The 18,097-nt window shown below is 69.9% G+C and carries 19 protein-coding genes and 1 tRNA gene; 14 read left to right on the forward strand and 6 right to left on the reverse strand.

The window, feature by feature from the left end; genetic code table 11:
* Nucleotides 1–29: 29 nt before the first annotated feature.
* From pcaG to E2C06_RS14290, 3 genes are all read right to left on the reverse strand, one after another.
* Nucleotides 30–551, reverse strand: coding sequence for a protocatechuate 3,4-dioxygenase subunit alpha (gene pcaG, locus E2C06_RS14280; protein WP_133289280.1), 522 nt, complete (start codon nt 549–551; stop codon nt 30–32).
* On the reverse strand, nt 551–1,258 hold the full coding sequence (gene pcaH / locus E2C06_RS14285) for a protocatechuate 3,4-dioxygenase subunit beta (RefSeq protein ID WP_133289281.1): 708 nt from the start codon (nt 1,256–1,258) through the stop codon (nt 551–553). Before pcaH ends, pcaG begins: the two co-directional genes overlap by 1 nt.
* Before the next feature lie 82 nt (nt 1,259–1,340).
* Nucleotides 1,341–2,321, reverse strand: a complete 981-nt coding sequence (locus E2C06_RS14290) for a Bug family tripartite tricarboxylate transporter substrate binding protein (RefSeq protein ID WP_133289282.1) — start codon at nt 2,319–2,321, stop codon at nt 1,341–1,343.
* A 112-nt stretch (nt 2,322–2,433) separates the two neighbouring features.
* Here E2C06_RS14290 and E2C06_RS14295 point away from each other — a divergent pair, with 112 nt between their 5' ends.
* The gene (locus E2C06_RS14295; RefSeq protein ID WP_133289283.1) at nt 2,434–3,300 is read left to right on the forward strand and encodes a shikimate dehydrogenase; all 867 of its coding nucleotides are present in this window, start codon (nt 2,434–2,436) and stop codon (nt 3,298–3,300) included.
* A 4-nt stretch (nt 3,301–3,304) separates the two neighbouring features.
* Here the strand turns inward: E2C06_RS14295 and E2C06_RS14300 are convergent, their stop codons facing one another.
* Nucleotides 3,305–3,949 (reverse strand): TetR/AcrR family transcriptional regulator, encoded by a 645-nt coding sequence (locus E2C06_RS14300; RefSeq protein WP_133289284.1) that lies wholly within the window; start codon nt 3,947–3,949, stop codon nt 3,305–3,307.
* A 118-nt stretch (nt 3,950–4,067) separates the two neighbouring features.
* Between E2C06_RS14300 and mdlC the strand changes: the two genes are divergently transcribed.
* The gene (gene mdlC / locus E2C06_RS14305; protein ID WP_133289285.1) at nt 4,068–5,666 is read left to right on the forward strand and encodes a benzoylformate decarboxylase; all 1,599 of its coding nucleotides are present in this window, start codon (nt 4,068–4,070) and stop codon (nt 5,664–5,666) included.
* A gap of 13 nt (nt 5,667–5,679) precedes the next feature.
* On the forward strand, nt 5,680–6,663 hold the full coding sequence (locus E2C06_RS14310) for a Bug family tripartite tricarboxylate transporter substrate binding protein (RefSeq protein WP_133289286.1): 984 nt from the start codon (nt 5,680–5,682) through the stop codon (nt 6,661–6,663).
* Nucleotide 6,664: 1 nt separating this feature from the next.
* On the opposite strand, the gene E2C06_RS14315 is transcribed toward E2C06_RS14310, so the two are convergent.
* Both E2C06_RS14315 and E2C06_RS14320 read right to left on the reverse strand, forming a co-directional pair.
* Nucleotides 6,665–7,696, reverse strand: coding sequence for an L-idonate 5-dehydrogenase (locus E2C06_RS14315; RefSeq protein ID WP_133289287.1), 1,032 nt, complete (start codon nt 7,694–7,696; stop codon nt 6,665–6,667).
* A complete protein-coding gene (locus E2C06_RS14320; protein WP_133289288.1) occupies nt 7,696–8,616 on the reverse strand; it encodes a 2-hydroxyacid dehydrogenase in 921 nt (306 codons plus the stop codon). The genes E2C06_RS14315 and E2C06_RS14320 overlap by 1 nt, the downstream gene beginning before the upstream one ends.
* 150 nt (nt 8,617–8,766) lie before the next feature.
* Here E2C06_RS14320 and E2C06_RS14325 point away from each other — a divergent pair, with 150 nt between their 5' ends.
* The 11 genes from E2C06_RS14325 (at nt 8,767) to E2C06_RS14375 (ending at nt 18,086) form a co-directional block, all read left to right on the forward strand.
* Nucleotides 8,767–9,537: an SDR family oxidoreductase gene (locus E2C06_RS14325; protein WP_133289289.1), complete on the forward strand. Its 771-nt coding sequence runs from the start codon at nt 8,767–8,769 to the stop codon at nt 9,535–9,537.
* 29 nt (nt 9,538–9,566) lie between these two features.
* Nucleotides 9,567–10,376 carry a transporter substrate-binding domain-containing protein gene (locus tag E2C06_RS14330; protein ID WP_133289290.1) on the forward strand — a complete coding sequence of 270 codons (810 nt, stop codon included), beginning with the start codon at nt 9,567–9,569 and terminating at the stop codon, nt 10,374–10,376.
* The gene (locus E2C06_RS14335; protein ID WP_133289291.1) at nt 10,377–11,075 is read left to right on the forward strand and encodes an amino acid ABC transporter permease; all 699 of its coding nucleotides are present in this window, start codon (nt 10,377–10,379) and stop codon (nt 11,073–11,075) included.
* Nucleotides 11,072–11,728, forward strand: coding sequence for an amino acid ABC transporter permease (locus tag E2C06_RS14340; protein WP_133289292.1), 657 nt, complete (start codon nt 11,072–11,074; stop codon nt 11,726–11,728). The genes E2C06_RS14335 and E2C06_RS14340 overlap by 4 nt, the downstream gene beginning before the upstream one ends.
* Complete coding sequence (locus E2C06_RS14345; protein WP_133289293.1) at nt 11,709–12,440, forward strand: amino acid ABC transporter ATP-binding protein; 732 nt, start codon at nt 11,709–11,711, stop codon at nt 12,438–12,440. Before E2C06_RS14340 ends, E2C06_RS14345 begins: the two co-directional genes overlap by 20 nt.
* 89 nt (nt 12,441–12,529) lie before the next feature.
* Nucleotides 12,530–13,702 carry a thiolase domain-containing protein gene (locus E2C06_RS14350; RefSeq protein ID WP_133289294.1) on the forward strand — a complete coding sequence of 391 codons (1,173 nt, stop codon included), beginning with the start codon at nt 12,530–12,532 and terminating at the stop codon, nt 13,700–13,702.
* Nucleotides 13,703–13,707: 5 nt separating this feature from the next.
* Complete coding sequence (locus E2C06_RS14355; protein ID WP_133289295.1) at nt 13,708–14,106, forward strand: Zn-ribbon domain-containing OB-fold protein; 399 nt, start codon at nt 13,708–13,710, stop codon at nt 14,104–14,106.
* A 110-nt stretch (nt 14,107–14,216) separates the two neighbouring features.
* Nucleotides 14,217–15,407, forward strand: a complete 1,191-nt coding sequence (locus E2C06_RS14360; protein WP_133289296.1) for a serine hydrolase domain-containing protein — start codon at nt 14,217–14,219, stop codon at nt 15,405–15,407.
* Nucleotides 15,408–15,473: 66 nt separating this feature from the next.
* Complete coding sequence (locus E2C06_RS14365; RefSeq protein WP_133289297.1) at nt 15,474–16,295, forward strand: enoyl-CoA hydratase; 822 nt, start codon at nt 15,474–15,476, stop codon at nt 16,293–16,295.
* A gap of 10 nt (nt 16,296–16,305) precedes the next feature.
* On the forward strand, nt 16,306–17,940 hold the full coding sequence (locus tag E2C06_RS14370; RefSeq protein ID WP_133289298.1) for an acyl-CoA synthetase: 1,635 nt from the start codon (nt 16,306–16,308) through the stop codon (nt 17,938–17,940).
* Nucleotides 17,941–18,009: 69 nt separating this feature from the next.
* Nucleotides 18,010–18,086: transfer RNA gene (locus E2C06_RS14375), tRNA-Pro, on the forward strand.
* Nucleotides 18,087–18,097 lie beyond the last annotated feature (11 nt).

Consider the following 18,097-nt stretch of genomic DNA (forward strand, 5'->3'; position numbering starts at 1 on the left):
GGTGAGGTCCTTCGGCCGAGGGTGTCGCGTCAGACCTCGAGGAAGACCGTCTCGCCTGCACCCTGCAGGCGGATGTCGAGGTTCCAGGCACCGGCGCCAATCGGCTTCGCAATCAGCGTCGCCCGCTCGGCTGGATCCTCGATCGAGGAGAGCAGCGGGTCAGTCTCGTTCAACGCCTCGCCCTGGAAATAGACGCGGGTCCGCAGCGCGGTCATCAGGCCGCGGGCGAGCAGCACCACGGAAAGATGCGGCGCCTGGGTCTGGTTGCCGTTGCCCGGCACCGCTTCGGGCTTCAGGGTGACGAAGCGGAAGCGCCCGTCGCTGTCGGTGGCGCTGCGGCCATAGCCGGGAAACCGCTCGTCGGCCGGCGGGCTGGCCTGCCAGATCTCGACCGCGGCATCGACCACGGCATCGCCGGCGCCGTCGGTAATCCGGCCGGTCACCTCAATGCGCTCGCCCTCCGCGCCGAAGCGCGTCAGGTCCGCCCATTCCTTGTGCTCGATCAGGTGCCAGTAGGGGCCGATGGTCTGGCTGGCGGTGGCAGCGGGCATCAGTGCGCCTCCTCGAATGGCGTCGCGCCGCGGCCGCGCAGGACGATGTCGAAGCGGTAGCCGAGCGCCCATTCGGGTTCGGTGATGTCGAGGTCGAACCTGCTGACCAGGCGGTCACGTGCGCCGGCATCGGCGATGCCGTGGTAGATCGGGTCGAGGGCCAGCAGCGGATCGCCGGAGAAGTACATTTGGGTGATCAACCGCTGGGCAAAGCCGGTGCCGAACAGCGAGAAATGGATGTGCACGGGACGCCAGGCATTGTGGTGGTTGCGCCAGGGATAGGCACCTGGCTTGATGGTGACGAAGCGGTAGTGCCCCTGCGCATCGGTGAAGACGCGGCCCTCGCCGGGAAAGTTCGGGTCGGCGGGAGCGTCGTGGGTGTCGCGCGGATGGGCGTAGCGGCCGGCGGCATTGGCCTGCCAGACCTCGACCATGGTGTTGGGGATGGGGCGGCCGTCCTCGTCCGTCACCCGGCCGGCGACGATGATGCGCTCGCCGAGCGGCTCGCCCTTCGCCTGCTTCGTCAAGTCGCCGATCTCTGGGAAGAGCGCCGGGGTGAAATGCGGGCCGGTGGTCTCCGAAACGGTCTGCGCCAGGGGTCGCAGCGCGCGCTTCGGGTGGCGCAGATGCGTGCTGCCATAGGCAGCGTGGTCCAGCGGCGGCTGGGTGCCGGCCGCGAAGGGCCGGAAGGGCGCGGTGTCCGACATGCCTTGGTCTCCTCCTGGGCGCGGCGCCCGGCGGGCGCCGCTGGATGAAGTCTAGTGCCGATCAGGGACGGCGGCGATGCGCCTATTCCAGGGTGATCCCGCGGGACTTGATGACCTCGCCCCATTTCGCGCTCTCGGCAACCACCTGCTGCGGCCAGGTCTCGGGCCTGCTCACATCGGGGAAGATCGAGCCGTTGCGCAGCTTCTCGATGATCTCCGGCTGCTGCAGCGCAGCGGCCTTGGCGGCGGCCAGCTGCTGGATGATCGCAGGCGGCGTGCCGGCCGGAGTCAGCAGCGCGAAGTCGGAGGAGCATTCGTAGCCGGGATAACCGCTCTCGGCGATGGTCGGCACCTCCGGTGCCAGCGGGTTGCGCTGCGGCGAGGAGACGCCGATCGCGGTGACCTGCCTCGAGGCGATCAGCGGAAGGGCGGTGACGGCATCGACGAAGGCCATCTCCACCTCCCCGGCGATCAGTGCCTGCACCGCCGGGGCGCCGCCCTTGTAGGTGACGTTCTGTACCTCGATCCCCGCCGAGCGCAGGAAGAGCTCGGTCGCCAGATGGGCCGAGGAACCGGCGCCGGAAGAGGCATAGGAGAGCTTGCCGTCCTGCGCCTTCGCTTTGACCACGAAGCCCTTGATGTCGGTCACGCCAAGCTTGTTGCTGGTGCAGAGGAAGATCGGCGTGGTGGCGACGCGGCCGATGCCGGCAAAGGATTTCTCGTCGTCATAGCCGCGCTGCGGGAAGAGGTGCCGCGCCATGGCGTAGGTGGAGTTGACGCCGAGCAGCAGGGTATAGCCGTCCGGCCGGGCCCGGGCGACGGAGGCATGGCCGATGGTGCCGCTGGCGCCCGGGCGGTTGTCCACTACCACGTTGCCGCCGAGTTCCTTGGACAGCCCCTGGGCCAGGACGCGGGCGACGAAATCGGTGGACCCGCCGGGAGCCCAGGCGACGACGAGGGTGACCGGGCGGCTGCCGGGATAGTCGCCCTGCGCGAAGGCGGGGCGCACGCCCAGCCCGAAGGCGGCGGCAAGGCCGAACTGGCGGCGGGTGAAGGTCGTCATGGCGCTGTCCTCTCCTCGTCTCTTCGCGGACGGCCAGCCAGCAGGCCGGCGTTGACGTGTACGTACCAGATAGTACATAAATGCCGCAAGAGGAAATCCGGAGCCGAACGCCATGACCGCCCAAGCCCCTTCCCCGGCCCGCCGTCCGCTGCTGCTCGGCTTGGTCGGCACCGGCATCCAGCTCTCCCGCACCCCGGCGATGCATATGCGGGAGGCGGCGGCGCAGGGTGTCGGCTGCGTCTACCGGCTGATCGACCTGACCGAGCTGGGCCTGGGCGCGGAGGTGCTTCCGGAGTTGCTGACGGCGGCGGAACGGATGGGCTTCGATGGGCTGAACATCACGCATCCCTGCAAGCAGGCGGTGGTGCCGCTGCTGTCCGCGCTGTCGCCGGAAGCGGCGGCGCTCGGCGCGGTGAACACCGTGGTGCTGCGGGGCGGAAAGCGCATCGGCCACAACACCGACTGCTCCGGCTTCGCCGAGGGTTTCCGGCGGCAGCTGCCGGATGCGGCGCTGGGGCGGGTGGTCCAGCTCGGCGCCGGCGGTGCCGGCACGGCGGTGGCGGAAGCGGCGCTGCGCCTGGGGGTCGGGGTCCTGACGCTGTTCGACATGGACCGGGCACGGGCGGAAAGCGTCGCTGCGGCACTCTGCGCGCGGCATGGTGCCGGGCGCGCGGTGGCCGGGGCGGACCTGCCCGCGGCGATGACGGCGGCCGACGGCCTGATCCATGCGACGCCGACCGGCACCGCCGCGCATCCCGGCCTGCCGCTGGACCCGGCGCTGCTGCAGCCGCGGCACTGGGTCAGCGAGATCGTCTACTTCCCGCTCGAGACAGAGCTGCTGCGCGTGGCGCGGGCCAAGGGCTGCCGCACCGCGCATGGCGGCGGCATGGCAGTGTTCCAGGCGGTGCATGCCTTCGGCCATTTCTCGGGGCTGGTGCCGGATGCCGACCGCATGCTGGCGCATTTCGCCGAGATGTAAGCGATCAGGGCCGCAGCCAGGCCAGCACCGCCTCGACGATCATCGCCCGGTGCGCCGCGACGTGTTCCGTCGCCGTCAGGTCGCGGCGGAAGATCGCCTGCAGGGTGTGCCGGTTGGAGACGCGGTAGAAGCAGAAGCTGCTGATCAGCAGGTGCAGGTCGACAGCATCGACCCGGGCACGGAACACCCCCGCATGCTCCCCGCGGTCGAGCAGCGCGCGCAGGGTGCGGATCACCGCGTCATTGCGCTCGGCAACGGAGGGCGCCTGCTGCAGGTGCCGGGCGCTGTGAATGTTCTCCACCGCCACCATGCGGACGAACTCCGGATGCGCCGCGTGGTAGTCGAAGGTCACTTCGATCAGCCACCGCATCGCCGCGACGGGGTCCAGGCTGTCCAGTTCCAGTGCCTGCTCGGCGTCACGGATGCCGCCATACATCTCCTCCAGCACCGCGGCGTAGAGGCCTTCCTTGCTGCCGAAGTAGTAGTAGATCATCCGCTTGGTGGTGGCGGTGCGCGCCGCGATCTCGTCCACCCTTGCGCCGGACAGGCCCTTGTCGGCGAATTCGGCCAGTGCCGCGTCCAGGATGTTGCGGCGGGTCTGGTCGGGGTCGCGCAGCCGCGGGCGCGGTGCGACGGCGATATCGGGCATCGGCTATGAACCTTCCGGTTAGTCCATAAGGCTAGCACGGAAGCGGTACTGCGCCGCCATCGTCTTGCGGCCCGCCGCGTTTTCCCGGAACACGGGGGCAGGAGCGGGGAGCGACGCCATGGCGGACACGGTCACGGTGCGGCAGGCCACGATGGCGCTGCTGCGGGATTGCGGCATGACCACCGTCTTCGGCAATCCCGGCTCGACCGAACTCGGCTTCCTCGATCGCTGGCCGAACGACTTCCGCTACGTGCTCGGGCTGCAGGAGGCCAGCGTCGTCGCCATGGCCGATGGCTATGCCCGGGCCAGCGGCCGCGCCGCCTTCTGCAACCTGCATTCGGCGGCCGGCCTCGGACATGCGCTGGGCAATGTCTTCACCGCCTACCGCAATCAGGCGCCGCTGGTGATCACCGCCGGGCAGCAGTCGCGCAGCCTGCTGCCGCGCAACCCCTTCCTCGGCGCGACGGACGCCGCCAGCTTCCCCAAGCCCTACGTCAAATGGTCCTGCGAGCCAGCCCGGGCCGAGGACGTGCCGGGCGCAATCGCGCATGCCTTCCACGTCGCGATGCAGCGGCCCTTCGGACCGACCTTCGTCTCGATCCCGAGCGACGACTGGTCCGCGCCGACCCGCCCCCTGCCCCCGCGCCGCACCAGCCAGGACATGGCGCCCGACCCGGCGCTGCTGGCGGAATGCGCCGCGGCTCTGGCGGCGGCGCGCAACCCGGTGCTGGTGATCGGGCCGGAGGTCGATGCCGAGGCCGCCGGGCCCGCCGCCGTCGCACTGGCCGAGACGCTGCGCGCGCCGGTCTGGGCCAGCCCCTTCTGCAGCCGCATCGCCTTTCCCGAGGACCACACGCTGTTTGCCGGCTTCTTCGCCGCGGCGCCGCCCGCCATCTCCGCCGCGCTGGCGCCGCATGACCTGGTGCTGGTGCTCGGCGCGCCGGTCTTCACCTTCCATGTCGCCGGCGACTGCGCGCTGTTCACCTCGGGCACGCCGCTCTTCCAGCTGAGTGCGGATGGCGAGGCGATCGCCGCGGCCGGCACGGGTACCGGGATCCAGGGCAGCCTGCGGCTCGGCCTGCCGGCACTGGCGGCGCTGCTGGTGCAGAGCGACCGCAGCCCGCCGCCGTCCCGCGCCCGTCCGGCGGCGCCCGCAGCCTCCGCCCCGATCAGCGCGGAATACCTGTTCCACCAGCTAGCGCGCCTGCTGCCGCGGGCGGCGGTGGTGGTGGAGGAAGCGCCCTCCCACCGCCCAGCGCTGCAGGCGCATCTGCCGATGCGCGACTGGGGTGGCTTCTACACCATGGCGAGTGGCGGGCTCGGCTATTCGCTGCCGGCGGCGGTCGGCATCGCGCTCGCGCATCCCGGGCGGCGGATCGTGGCGATCATCGGCGACGGGTCGATGATGTATTCCATCCAGGCGCTCTGGACCGCGGCGCAGCACGCGCTGCCGCTGACCATCATTGTGGTCAACAACAGCGGCTATGGCGCGATGCGCAGCTTCAGCCGGGTGATGGGGACGGAAGGCGTGCCCGGCATCGACCTGCCCGGGCTGGATTTCGTCGCGCTGGCGCAGGGCATGGGCTGCCCCGGCCTGCGCGTCGAAGGGCCGAAGCTGCTGGCCGAAGCCCTGGCCGCGGCGCTGCGCCATGAGGGTCCGATGCTGGTCGAGGTCGCGGTCGATGCCGCCATCCCGACGCTCTACCACAAGTCCTGAGGACGAGACGCGCATGCCACCGACCACCGCCCTGCGCCGCCGCGCCCTGCTCGGCATTGCCGCCATGCTGCCCGCCGCGCGCGCCGGGGCGCAGGCGTCCTGGCCGGCGCAGCCGATCCGCTTCGTCGTCCCCTTCCCGCCCGGCGGCCTGGTTGACCTGCTGGCGCGGCCATTGGCGGCGCGGTTGCCGCAGCTGCTCGGCCAGCCGGTGATCGTCGAGAACCGGCCCGGCGCCGGCGGCAACATCGGCGCCGACCTGGTCGCCAAGGCGGCGCCCGATGGCTACACCTGGATGGTCGGGTCGATCGGCACGCTGGCGGTCAACCAGTTCCTCTATGCCCGCATGCCGTACGAGACGCGCCGCGCCTTCGCCCCGACCAGCCTGCTGGTGAACACGCCGAAGGTCGTGGCGGTCGGCGCCGGCAAGCCGTGGAAGACGCTCGCCGATCTGGTCGCCGCGGCGAAGGCGGCGCCCGGCACGCTCAGCGCCGGCTCGGCCGGCAACGGCACCAGCCTGCACATCGCGCTGGAGCTGTTCAAGCGGCAGGCCGGCCTCGACATCGTGCATGTCCCCTATCGCGGGGCGGCACCGGCACTGACCGACCTGGTGGCCGGCCGCATCGACATGATCATCGACAACCTGCCGAACATCCTGCCGCAGCTGCGCGACGGCGGCGCGCGGCCGCTGGCGGTGGCGACACCCAGCCGGCTGCCGCAGATCCCCGAGGTGCCGACCACGGCGGAAGCCGGGCTGCCCGGCTTTCTCTTCGGCACCTGGTTCGGCCTGGCCGCGCCCGCCGGGACCCCTGCCCCGATCCTGGCGCGCATGGCGCAGGCGGTGGACACGGCGTTGGGGGACCCCGAAATCGGCGGCCGCTTCGCCGAGCAGGGCGCCATTCTCGGCGGCGGCACCCCGGCGCAGTTCGCCGCCTTCATCGCGCAGGAGACGGCGCGGCTGGAGCCGGTGATCCGCGAGGCCGGCATCCGCGCGGAGTAGCTCAGAAGGCCAGCTGCACCTTCATCGCCCGGCTCCGGTCCCCGGCGAGCTCGAAGGCCGCGACCGCTTCCGTCGCCGGCAGGGTCGCGGTCAGCAGCGGCATCGGGTCGATCGCGCCGCGGCCGAGCAGTTCCACCGCCAAGGAGAATTCCTCCTGGAAGCGAAAAGTGCCGCGCAGCGCGATCTCCTTGGCCACCAGCGCCGAGAGCGGCAGGGTCACGTCGCCGCCGAGGCCGAGTTGGACGATGGTGGCACCGGGCCGCGCCACCTCGATCGCGGTCTTCAGGGCGGCGGCGCTGCCGCTGGCCTCGAACACCACGTCGAAATGCCCCTTGTCCAGGGCGTAGCCGCGCAGCGCGTCGGGGTCCTCAGACACCGCCACGGTGCGGTCGGCGCCCATCCGCCGCGCGGTCAGCAGCGGGGCCGAGAGCAGGTCGGTGGCGACGATCTCCCGCGCCCCGGCATGGCGGGCGACGGCGACGGCCAGCGTGCCGATCGGGCCCGCTCCGGTGACCAGGATGCGGGCGCCCATCAGCGGCCCGGCCTGCCTCGCCGCATGCAGGCAGACCGAGAGTGGCTCGGCAAAGGCGGCCAGGGTGGTGTCCATGCCGTCGGGCAGCACCACGGCGCGCGCCGCCTCGCAGACCAGGGTCTCGGCGAAGCCGCCCTGGACATGCGGCAGGCGCATCGCGCTGCCGTAAAAGCGCATGTCGAGGCAGTGGTTGGGCTGGCCGGCGAGGCAGAAGCGGCAGGCGCCGCAGGGCAGGCTGGGATTGACCGCGACAGCGGCGCCGAGTGCGAGGTGCGATACCCCCTCCCCGAGCGCGTCGATCGTGCCGGCGACCTCGTGCCCCAGCACCATCGGCTCCCGCAGCCGCACCGCGCCGAAGCCGCCATGCTGGTAGTAGTGCAGGTCGGAGCCGCAGATGCCGCCGTTGCGGATTCGGATGCGGACCTGGCCGCGGCCGGGCGCCGCCGGCGCATGGTCCTCGACCCGGAGGTCCTTCGGCGCGTGGATGACGACGGCACGCATCACTTGACCTCCGTGAGCAGCGGCTTGCCGGCAAAATGCGCCTCGACGTTGTCGCGCATCAGCTGGCCCATGGCCTTGCGGGTCTCGACCGTGCCGCTCGCCGCATGCGGCGCCAGCAGGACATTCGGGAACCCGGTGAAGGCCGGGTCGATCGTCGGCTCGTTCCAGAAGACGTCGAGGCCGGCCATGGCGATCCGGCCGCTGCGGAGCGCGTCCAGCAGCGCCGCCTCGTCGCAGCAGGAGCCGCGGGAAACGTTGACGAAGATGCAGCCGGGCTTGATGGCCTCGAAGGCGGCGCGGTCGATCAGCCCCTGGGTGGTCGGCCCGCCCATGGCGCAGCAGACCAGGATATCGACCTCGGGCGCCAGCGCCGCCGGGGTCGGGTACCAGGGATGGGACAGGTCGGCCTTCGGCGTGCGGCCGCTGTAGCTGATCTGCATCCCGAACCCCTCCGCCCGGCGCGCCACGGCGCGGCCGATGCGGCCGAGGCCGACGATGCCGATGCGCTTGCCCCAGACCCGGGTGGTCAGCGGCATGGAGCCTTCCCGGGTCCAGCGGCCGTCGCGCACCCAGGCATCGGCCTGCGGGACCTGCCGCGCCACGCCGAGCAGCAAGGCGAAGGCCTTGTCGGCCACGTCCTCGGTCAGCACGTCGGGGGTATTGGTTACCGGGATGCCGCGCGCGGCGCACCAGCCCTTGTCGATGGCGTCGATCCCGACGCCGTAGCAGGCGACCAGGCCAAGCTTCGGCAGCCGCTCCATGAGTGCGGCGGAGGCGCCGATCTCCCCCTTGGTGATGATGGCGCGGATTTCCGGCGCGTGCTCGGCCAGGAAGGCGGCCTCGTTCGGTGACTCGTAGAGCAGGCGGAGGGTGTAGCGCTCGGCCAGCGGCTCCAGGTCCCAATCGGGAAGGACGCCCATGACCAGAAGCTCCGGCTTGTCCAACTGCGCCTCCCCTGCTTGTCTCGGCGGCTCTAGAGCAGATCGCTGGAGGGCGGCAACGCTCGGAAGCGTTAATCCGCTCGACAACCAGACGGCGGCGCGGCCGATGCCGCGCCAGGGGATGGGACGATGTCGCTCAAGCTATTCGATCTGACGGGCCGGCGCGCCCTGGTGACCGGCTCCAGCCAGGGGATCGGCCTGGCGCTCGCCCGGGGTGTCGGCCTAGCCGGCGCCAGTCTGGTGCTTAACGGCCGCGACGTGGTGAAGCTGGAAAAGGCCGCCGCCGGGCTGCGCGCCGATGGCGTCGCACAGGTCGACATCGCCGCTTTCGACGTCACCGACAGCGCCGCGGTGGATGCCGGCGTCGCCCGGATCGAGGCCGAGCTCGGCCCGATCGAGATCCTGTTCAACAATGCCGGGGTGAACCTGCGCGGCGCGCTGGACGCAATGCCGGACGCGACCTGGCACGAGGTGATCGCCACCAACCTGCACAGCGCCTTCTTCTGCGCCCGGGCCGTGGCCAAGGGGATGCTCGGCCGCGGCCATGGCAAGATCATCAATACCTGCAGCGTGATGAGCATGCTCGGTCGTCCGACCACGGGTCCCTATACCGCGTCCAAGGGCGCCATCGGGATGCTGACCAAGGCGATGTGCGCGGACTGGGCGCAGCACGGGCTGCAATGCAACGGCATCGCCCCGGGCTACTTCAGCACCGAGCTCACCGCCCCGCTGCGGGCCAATGCCGAGTTCAATGACTGGCTCTGCAAGCGGACGCCTGCCGGCCGCTGGGGCGAGCTGCCGGAACTGGTCGGCGCCGCGGTCTTCCTGGCTTCGGACGCCGCGTCCTACGTCAACGGCCACCTGCTCTATGTTGACGGCGGACTGACAAGCGTGGTTTGAGCAGCCCCAATCCCACCCGGAGGAAACCCATGCTTCTGCGCAAGCGCCTGTTCGCCGGTGCCGCCCTGGCGGCACCCGCCTTGTTCACCAGCGCCGCCCAGGCCCAGCAGGCCGGGCCGATCACCACCGGCGACATCATCAAGCGCGGCAAGGCGCGGATCGGCGTCGTCACCGGCGCACCGCCCTTCGGCATGGTCGACCCGCAGGGCAATGCCATCGGCTACGACATCGATGTCTCGAACCTGCTGGCGAAGTACCTGGGCGTCCCGGCCGAGATCAGTTCGCTGACTCCGCCCTCCCGCATCCCGGCGCTCGAATCCGGCAAGGTGGATTTCCTCTGCGCGACGCTGGGGGCAACGCCGGAGCGGGCGAGGACGGTGATGTTCACCATGCCCTACAGCGCCTTCCGCATGATGATCATGGCCAAGAAGGACAGTCCCATCAAGGAACTGGGCGACCTGGTCGGCAAGAAGGTCGGCGTCCCCCGCGGCACGCCGCAGGAACAGGCCCTGGTCCGCAAGGCGCCGAAGGGTACCCAGATCGTCCGCTTCGAGGATGACGCGACCAGCGCCCAGGCGCTGATCGTCGGCCAGATCGATGCCTGCGGCATCCCTGACACCATCGGCGGCGAGATCGCCAAGACCCGTCCGGAAGCTGGCCTCGAGAACAAGTTCCTGCTGTTCAACCAGCCGAACTGCATGACCGTCCGCAAGGACCAGTTCGAGCTGCGGCAATGGCTGCAGAACACCATCTACTTCATGAAGGGCAATGGCGAGCTCGACGAGCTCTCCACCAAGTGGACGGGAAGCCCGCTGCCGGCCGACCTCGCCGTCTTCTAGATGGGGTTCCAGTTCCAGTTCGGCGCGGTCTTCGCCCGCAGCGACCTGTTGCTGGAAGGGCTGCTGCAGACGCTGCAGCTCGCCGGCATGGCCATCGTCTTCGGCGGGCTGCTCGGCATCCTGCTCGCGGCACTGCGCAGCCTGGCGCCGCGCGCGGCAGGCGTGCTGATCGACGTCTATGTCGAGCTGATCCGCAACACGCCCTTCCTGGTGCAGCTGCTGATCATCTATTTCGGCCTGCCCTCGATCGGCGTGAAGCTGACCGCAGAACAGGCGGCGCTGATCGGGCTTGTCGTCTATCTCGGCTCCTACGTGACCGAGATCGTTCGCGCCGGCATCGAGAGCGTTCACAAGAGCCAGATCGAGGCCGGGCTCTCCCTCGCGCTCACCCGCTGGCAGGTGTTCCGCTACATCGTGCTGGCGCCGGCGATCGCCCGGGTCTGGCCGGCGCTGGCCAGTCAGTTCGTGCTGGTGACGCTGGCGACCTCGGTCTGCTCCTTCATCTCGGTGCAGGAGCTCTCGGCCCAGGCCTCCAACATCGAATCGGACACCTTCCGCAGCTTCGAGACCTACATCACCGTGGCGCTGATCTACCTCGCCATCGCGCTGACGCTGCGGGTGCTTTTCGCCGGGCTCGGCGCGGTGCTCTTCCCGACCGGGTCCGGCCTTGGCCGCTTGCGCGGGCAGTCCGGCGCATGATCCGCGAATTCACCCAGTCCGAGTTCATCTTCATCCTGAGCTCGGCGCGCTGGACTTTGCTGCTGACCGTGCTGTCGCTGGTCCTCGGCGGTCTTTTCGGCTTCGTGGTGGCGATTGCCCGCACCTCGCGGCTGGCACCGCTGCGGCTGCTGGCGGCCGGCTGGATCGGCGTGGTTCAGGGCATCCCGGTACTGATCCTGCTGTTCCTCGCCTATTACGGGCTGTCGATGCTCGGCTTCGACCTGCCGCCGATCGTCGCTGCCTCGATCTCCATGGCGTTCTATGCCAGCGCCTATCTCGGCGAGATCTGGCGCGGCTGCATCCAGGCGGTGCCCTGGCAACAATGGGAGGCCTCGACGGCGCTGGCATTCTCCCGGCCGCAGCAGTACCGCTACGTCATCCTGCCGCAGGCGATGCGCATCGCCGTCGCGCCGACCGTCGGCTTCATCGTCCAGCTGGTGAAGAACACCTCCATCGTCTCCATCATCGGGGTGATCGAGCTGGCCCGCGCCGGCAACCTGGTCAACAACGCCACCTTCCAGCCCTTCAAGGTCTTCGGGACGGTGGCGCTGATCTACTTCGCCATCTGCTGGCCGATCTCGCTGCTGGCCCGGCGCCTGGAAGGGAAGCTCAATGCCAGTCGTGCAGGTTGAAGGCGTCCACAAGCGCTTCGGCGAAGTCGAGGTCCTCAAGGGGATCGACCTGAGCGTCGAGTCCGGCGAGGTCGTGGCGATCATCGGCCGCAGCGGCTCCGGCAAGTCCACCCTGCTCCGCTGCATCAACGGGCTCGAGCAGATCCAGTCCGGCCGTATCCAGGTGGCGGGCCATGGGCTCGACGCCAGCGCGCATGGGCTGCGCGACCTCCGGAAGGATGTCGGCATCGTTTTCCAAAGCTACAACCTGTTTCCGCACCTCAGGGTCGGCGAGAACATCATGCTGGCGCCGCGCGTCGTCCTCGGCGTCTCGAAGGTCGAGGCGCGGTCGCGGGCGGAGGAGACCCTGGCCGAGGTCGGCCTGGCCGAGCGTTTCGACGCTTGGCCGGACAACCTCTCGGGCGGCCAGCAGCAGCGCGTCGCCATCGCTCGGTCGCTGGCGATGCGGCCGAAGGTGATGCTGTTCGACGAGGTGACCAGCGCGCTCGACCCCGAACTGACCGGCGAGGTGCTGGCCACCATGGAGCGCTTGGCGGCACATGGCATGACCATGCTGCTGGTGACGCACGAGATGGCCTTCGCTGAGCGGGTGGCGACCACCACCGTCTTCATGCACCAGGGCAAGGTCTGGGAGATGGGACCCTCGGCCAAGCTGTTCGACGCGCCGCAGACGGCGGAGCTGAAGCAGTTCCTCGGCGGCGGGCTGAAATAGCCCGCCCCCTGGCTTGACGCCGCGGCGCGAGCGGGGAAACCTGCGCGGGGATAGATAGCCAGCGAACCAAAGGGAGGGCCACGACGCCCATGAGCATCAATGGCAAGGCCTATATCGTCGGGGCCTATGAGCACCCGACGCGGAAGGCTGACAACACCTCCGTCGCGCAGCTGCATGCCGAGGTCGCCTATGGCGCGCTGCAGGATGCCGGGCTGAGCAAGGACGACATCGACGGCTATTTCTGCACCGGCGCCGCCCCCGGCCTCGGCCCGCTGAACATGGCCGACTACCTCGGCCTGACCAAGCTGAAGCACCTCGACAGCACCGATGTCGGCGGCAGCTCCTATGTCCTGCATGTCGGCCATGCGGCGGAAGCGATCGCGCTGGGCAAGTGCAGCATCGCCCTTGTGACGCTGGCCGGCCGCCCGCGCGCCGAGGCGATGGCCACCGGCACCGCGCCGCGCACCTGGGGCGCCAACGTGCCCGACGACCCCTTCGAGATGGTCTATGGCCGCACGGTGGCGAATGTCTACGCCATGTGCGCCATGCGGCACATGCATGAATTCGGCACCACCAGCGAGCAGCTCGCCTGGATCAAGGTGGCCGCCAGCCACCACGCGCAGTGGAACGAGCATGCGATGCTGCGCAAGGTCGTCACGGTGGAAGACGTTGTGAACTCGCCCATGGTGAGCGACCCGCTGCACCGGCTCGATTGCTGCGTCATCTCGGATGGCGGCGGCGCGCTGATCGTCACCACGCCTGAGATCGCCAGATCCCTGAAGCGGCCGCTGGTGAAGGTGAAGGGCGCCGGCGAGGCAACCAAGAACCAGAATGCCGGCTATACCGACGTGACCTTCTCCGGCGCCCGCTGGTCCGGCGCCCGCGCCTTCGAGGAAGCCGGCGTGACGCCGACGGATATCCAGTACGCCAGCATCTACGACAGCTTCACCATCACCGTGCTGATGCAGCTGGAAGACCTCGGCTTCTGCGAAAAGGGCCAGGGCGGCAAGTTCGTTTCGGACGGCAACCTGATCAGCGGCGTCGGCAAGCTGCCCTTCAACACCGATGGCGGCGGGCTCTGCAACAACCATCCGGCCAATCGCGGCGGCATGACCAAGGTGATCGAGGCGGTGCGGCAGCTTCGCGGCGAGGCGCATCCGAAAGTCCAGGTGCCCGGCTGCACCCTGGCCCTGGCGCATGGCACCGGTGGCCTGCTCGGCACCCGGCATGGCAGCGCAACCGTCGTTCTGGAAAGGGTGTGATCCCGATGGCAACGCCAGCGTCCAACCGCGCCCTTCCGGCGATCAACGTCGACCCGACCAACAAGCCGTACTTCGACGCGGCGCGGGAAGGACGGCTGCTGATCGGCCTCTGCAAGGATACCGGCAAGCACTTCTGGTACCCGCGGGGCTGCTCGCCCTTCACGCTCTCGAACAATGTCGAGCTGGTGGAGGCCAAGGGCACCGGCACGATCTACACCTATACGGTGATGCGGACGAAGGAGCCCTACAGCGTCGCCTATGTCGAGCTGGACGAGGGTGTCCGCATCTTCACCAACATCGTCGATTGCGACCTGGACAGCCTGAAGATCGGCCAGAAGGTCAAGGTCGTCTTCAAGCCGACCCAGGGGGACTCACCGCCGGCGACGATGTTCACGCCAGCCTGACAACCAAGGGTGGAGGGTGCGGCCGGACATGGTACGGCACCCTCCACCGCATCTGGCCTTCCGCACGGGTTCTGCTCCAGCATCGGCGGAGCCGAAGCGGAGGGATCGCCATGCGTCGACGAACAATGCTGGGCCGAACGGCGCTGGCCACGCTCGCGGCCGGTGCGGCACCGGCCGCGATCCCGCCCGGCGCCACCTCTCTCGCCCCGCTGCTGCAACCCGTGTTGGCGGAGCACGGGCTGCCGGCGCTGGCCGCCGCCGCGGTGCAGGATGGCCGCGTCACCGCCGCCGGCGCGGTCGGCATCCGGCGCTGGGGCACCGAGACGCCGGTCACCCTGGATGACGCCTTTCACATCGGCTCGGACACAAAGGCGATGACCTCGCTGCTGGTGGCGATGCTGGTCGAAGAAGGCAGGCTGCGCTGGGACACCACCGTCGCCGAGGCCTTTCCCGACCTCGCCTCCGGCATGGATGCCGGGTTGCGCGGCGTGACCCTGACGCAGTTGCTTTCCCATACCGGCGGCCTGCCCATGGACAACGAGGTCTTCGACCGGCTGCTCGGCCAGTCCTACCTGCAGCCGGGCAACCTCGACGCGCTGCGGTACTGGCTGGTGCGGCAATGGAGCACGCAGCCGCTGGCCTCGCCGCCCGGCAGCCGCTTCGCCTATTCCAACATGGGCTACACCATGGCCGGCGCGGCCGCCGAGCGCGCCGCCGGCAGCAGTTGGGAAGAACTCGTCGTCGCCCGGATCTTCACCCCCCTTGGCTTGGCCACCGCCGGCTTCGGGCCGGCGGCGCGGCTCGGCCGGACCGACGCGCCGCTTGGGCACGCGATCCAGCCCGACGGTACGCCGGAGCCCATGCTGGCCGGCCCCAATGGCGACAACCCGCTGATCATCGGCCCGGCCGGCACGGTGCATCTCTCGGTGCTCGACTTCGCCGCCTGGGCCGGATGGCATGCCGGAGAGGGCAAGCGCGGCCCGGCCCTGGTCACGCCGGAGACGTTGCGGCGGCTGCATACCCAGGTGGTTGCCATGGCGCCACGGCCCGATGCGGCCCCGGGCACACCGGGTGGCGGCGGCTATGCCCTTGGCTGGGGGGTGCTCCGCCATCCCTGGTCGAGCGAGCCTTTCCTGCAGCATGCCGGGTCCAATACGCTCAACCTGGCGCTGGTCCTGGTGCAGCCGAGCCGCGACTTTGCCATGGTCATGCAGACCAATATCGCCGGTCAGCGCGCCGATGCCGCGCTGAAGGCGCTGGCCGAGGCGATCTACCGGCACTACGGCCCGGCCCGCGCCTGAGCGCGACCCCATTGCGCGTGCGCTCCGGGCCGCATTACCTCTGCGGCCAAGAAGGGAGCCAGATGCATGTCCGCAACCCACGCCCCGGCGGGGAACAATGAGGCGATGGTGCTGCGCCGGGACGAGGGCCCGGTCGCCATCCTGACGCTGAACCGCCCCGCGGCCCGCAACAGCCTCTCCCGCGCCATGCTCGCCGCCTTGCAGGCGGCGCTCGACGGCGTTGGCGCCGAGGATGCCATCCGCTGCGTCGTCATCACGGCGGAAGGCCCCGCCTTCTCCGCCGGCCACGACATGAAGGAGATCACCGCGCGCCGCACCGACCCCGATGCCGGCCGCGCCTTCTTCGAAGCCACCATGGCGGAATGCGCCGGCGTCATGCAGGCGGTGGTCACCCTGCCTCAGCCGGTCGTCGCCGCGGTCGAGGGCGTCGCCACCGCCGCCGGGTGCCAGCTCGCCGCGAGTTGCGACCTGCTGGTCGCGGCGGAAGGGGCGAAGTTCTGCACCCCCGGCGTCGATATCGGCCTGTTCTGCACGACCCCGGGCGTCGCCCTCGCCCGCGCGGTGCCGCGCAAGGCGGCAATGGAGATGCTGCTGCTGGGCGAGATGATCCCGGCCGCCGAGGCGCACCGCATGGGGCTGGTGAACCGCGTGGTCCCGTCCGGCCAGGCGCTGCCGGAGGCCCTGGCCCTGGCGCAGCGGATCGCGGCGCGGTCGGCGGTCGCGCTGCGCCTCGGCAAGCGCGGCTTCAACGCCCAGGCAGCATTGCCGCTGGCCGAGGCCTATGCCGCAGCCGGTACGGTCATGGTAGAGAACCTGCTGGCCGAGGATGCCGCCGAGGGGATCGGCGCCTTTCTCGGCAAGCGCACGCCGGAATGGCGGCATCGGTAGGAACGACGACATGGCCGCGCAGGACTACGAGACCGGGCTCGCCCGCAACCCCGCCAATCACCAGCCGCTGACGCCGCTGCTGTTCCTTGAGCGTGCGGCGGCGGTCTTCCCGGACCACGTCGCGGTCATCCATGGTGCGCTGCGCCGGCCCTACCGCGAGTTGCGCGACCGCTGCGTGCGGCTCGCCTCGGCCTTGGCGGCGCAGGGCATCGGCCGCGGCGAGACGGTGGCGGCGCTGCTGCCGAACACGCCGGAGATGCTGGAATGCCATTACGGCGTGCCGATGGCCGGCGCCGTGCTGAACACGCTGAACACCCGGCTCGATGCCGCGACCATCGCCTATATACTCGATCATGGCGAGGCGAAGGCGATCCTGGTCGACCGCGAATTCATCCCGCTGCTCCGCCTCGCGCTCACCCAATGCAAGGCGCAGCCGCTGGTGATCGAGGTCGCCGATCCGGAAGCCGGCGAGGCGGCCAACGCCAATACCATGGGCGGCCACGACTACGAGGCGATGCTCGCCGCAGCCGATTCGGCCTTCGCCTGGCGCATGCCGCAGGATGAATGGGACGCCATCGCGCTCAACTACACCTCCGGCACCACCGGCAAGCCGAAGGGCGTGGTCTATCACCATCGCGGCGCGCAGCTGCTGGCGACCGGCAACGTGCTCTCGGCCAGCATGGCGCGGCATCCGGTCTATCTCTGGACCCTGCCGATGTTCCATTGCAACGGCTGGTGTTTTCCCTGGACCGTCACCGCCGTCGCCGGCACGCATGTCTGCCTACGCGCGGTGCGCGGCGCCGCGATGTGGGCGCTGATGGCCGAACACGGCGTGACCCATATGTGCGGCGCGCCGATCGTCATGTCGGCATTGCTGGACACGCCGGCGGCGCAGAAGCGGGACCTGCCGCACCAGGTGCAGTTCGTCGTCGCCGGCGCGCCGCCGCCGGAAGCGGTGCTGGCCGCGATGCGCAGCGCCGGATTCGCGGTGCTGCACGTATATGGCCTGACCGAATGCTACGGCCCTTCGGTGGTCAACGAATGGAACGTCGCCTGGAACGCCCTGCCCGCGCCGGAGCAGGCCAGGCTGATGGCCCGCCAGGGCGTCCGCTACCAGGCGCTGGAGGCGCTCGACGTCCGCGACCCCGACACCCTGCAGCCCGTGCCGCCCGACGGCACGACGATGGGCGAGGTCATGATGCGCGGCAACGTCGTGATGAAAGGATACCTGAAGGACGCCAAGGCGACCGAGGCCGCCTTCGCCGGCGGCTGGTTCCACACCGGCGACCTCGCGGTGAAGTATCCGGACGGCTACATCCAGCTGAAGGACCGCTCCAAGGACATCATCATCTCGGGCGGCGAGAACATTTCCTCGATCGAGGTCGAGGACGCACTCTACAAGCATCCGGCGGTGATGCTGGCGGCGGTGGTCGCCAAGCCGGACGAGAAGTGGGGCGAGGTTCCCTGCGCCTTCGTCGAGCTGAAGCCGGAGGCGAGCGCCACTGAGGCCGAGCTGATTGCCCATTGCCGGCAGCACATGGCGCCCTTCAAGGCACCGAAGCAGGTCATCTTTGCCGAGCTGCCGCGGACCAGCACGGGCAAGCTCCAGAAGCACATGCTGCGGAGCCAGGTGCGCGGGGGCTGAAAGCCCCCAACCGCAAATCCCGATCAGGGGGCTGGCGGCCCGCCTGCCGCGATGCTATCCCGCCGGCGTCGGAGCGTGGCGCAGTCTGGTAGCGCACTTGTCTGGGGGACAAGGGGTCGTGGGTTCGAATCCCGCCGCTCCGACCATCTGTTTCGCC

The sequence above is a fragment of the Dankookia rubra genome (genome assembly GCF_004355005.1).
GTDB classification, from domain to species: domain Bacteria; phylum Pseudomonadota; class Alphaproteobacteria; order Acetobacterales; family Acetobacteraceae; genus Paracraurococcus; species Paracraurococcus ruber_A.